This is a genomic window from Thiocapsa sp. (assembly GCF_011390875.1).
In the GTDB taxonomy this organism is placed as follows: Bacteria; Pseudomonadota; Gammaproteobacteria; order Chromatiales; family Chromatiaceae; genus Thiocapsa.
The window spans coordinates 1-2,006 of record NZ_JAABRP010000150.1; the positions used below are offsets into that span (position 1 = coordinate 1).

The window sequence follows — 2,006 nt, forward strand, 5'->3', positions numbered from 1 at the left end:
CCAGCCGGAGTCCTCTCCCGATGTAGGTATCATGCGCAAACCGAGTCTCCGGACTCTCGCCGTTGATCAACGCGATGCCGCGCGCCTGATGCTTGCGTCTTCCCCACGACCTTTACGGTCGACCGATCGCCTTACCCCCGTGTAGCCGAGCGGCCTTCGCGATTCGTTACTCCGCTGACCTTTCGGTCTGCACCAGCCCCGGAACTGCTCAGGCATGCAATCGCTACGCAAAGACTGGCTGTCCAACGTTCGCAACGATCTGCTCGCCGGCCTGGTGGTGGCACTGGCCCTGATCCCCGAGGCGATCGCCTTCTCCATCATCGCAGGGGTCGATCCCAAGGTCGGGCTCTACGCCTCCTTCGCGATCGCGACCATCACCGCCTTCGTCGGCGGCCGACCGGGCATGATCTCGGGTGCGACCGCGGCGATGGCCCTCCTGATGGTGACCCTGGTCAAGGAACACGGCCTGGAATATCTGCTGGCCGCAACCATCCTGACCGGCATCCTGCAGATCCTCGCCGGCGCGCTGCGCCTGGGCAACCTGATGCGCTTCGTGTCGCGCTCGGTGATCACCGGCTTCGTCAACGCCCTGGCGATTCTCATCTTCATGGCGCAGCTGCCCGAGTTGATCGGAGTGACCTGGGAGGTCTATGCGATGGTCGCCGCCGGTCTGGCCATCATCTATCTCTTTCCCTATCTCACCAAGCTGATCCCCTCGCCCTTAGTGACGATCGTGGTGCTGACGGCAACGTCGATTGCGCTGGATCTGGACATTCGCACGGTCGGCGATATGGGCGAGCTTCCCGACACCCTGCCGGTCTTCCTTTTCCCCGACATCCCGCTCAATTGGGAGACGCTCGCCATCATCTTCCCGATATCGGCCACGCTTGCCGTGGTAGGTCTGCTGGAATCCCTGATGACGGCCTCGATCGTCGATGATCTGACCGACTCCGGCAGCAACAAGAACCGCGAGTGCGTGGGACAAGGTGTAGCCAACATCGGTTCGGGCTTCCTCGGCGGCATGGCGGGCTGTGCGATGATCGGCCAAGCCGTCATCAACATCAAATCCGGCGGGCGCGGGCGCCTTTCGACGCTCGCCGCCGGTGTCTTTCTGCTCGTGATGGTGGTCTTTGCCGACGAATGGGTGTCGATGATCCCGATGGCCGCGCTAGTGGCGGTCATGATCATGGTCTCGATCGGCACCTTCAACTGGGCCTCCGTTCGGAATCTGCGCGAGCACCCGCTCGCCGCGAACGTGGTCATGCTCTCGACGGTCGTGGTCGTGGTCTTCACGCACGATCTGGCCATGGGCGTGCTGGTCGGTGTGCTGCTGTCCGGGTTCTTCTTCGCCCACAAGGTGGGTCAGATCCTGCATGTCGGCTCCATGTCGGTGCATGAAGGGCGGCTTCGTGTCTACGTGGTCACGGGCCAGGTCTTCTTTGCCTCGGCCGATCGATTCGTGGCCTCGTTCGACTACAAGGAGGTCATCGAGAAGGTCCGCATCGATGTCAGCCGCGCCCACTTCTGGGACATCACCGCGGTCAGCGCGCTCGATAAGGTGGTCATCAAGTTCCGTCGCGAAGGCACCGAGGTCGAGATCGCGGGACTCAACCAAGCCAGCGCGACCCTGGTGGACCGCTTCGCCGTGCATGACAAACCCGATGCCGTGGAGCAACTGATGGGGCACTAAACCGCTGAACCGCGTCCGGAGCGACAGGCATCGCTTTGCGGTCCGCTCAGCCTCCTCTCGCGCCCGAGGCATCGGCAAGACGCGGTTCAGATCCGAAACACAACGAGGCACCTGAACCGCGTCTGCAACGCGGGCGTCGGGTTCTTCGAAAGCCAAACCCCGCGCGCGTGCGATTCAGGTCGTCCCGAATGCGGTTCGAACAGGGGAGCTCAGCATGCAAGAAGACGAAGACAAGATCCTGGCCTGCGTGGATCGCTCGCACTTCGCCGATTACGTCACCGATGCCGCTGCCTGGGCTGCGCGCCGCACGAGTGCG

At 63.0% G+C, this 2,006-nt stretch carries 1 protein-coding gene; it reads left to right on the forward strand.

The genetic code is table 11. From position 1 onward, the window contains the following. Positions 1 to 214 precede the first annotated feature (214 nt). Complete coding sequence (locus GPT33_RS12745) at positions 215 to 1,690, forward strand: SulP family inorganic anion transporter (RefSeq protein ID WP_296809508.1); 1,476 nt, start codon at positions 215 to 217, stop codon at positions 1,688 to 1,690. The last annotated feature ends 316 nt before the right edge of the window (positions 1,691 to 2,006 follow it).

Excerpts from the sequence above, each read along its gene's own strand:
- GPT33_RS12745 (WP_296809508.1), top strand. The coding sequence starts at position 215 with ATGCAATCGCTACGCAAAGACTGGCTGTCCAACGTTCGCAACGATCTG.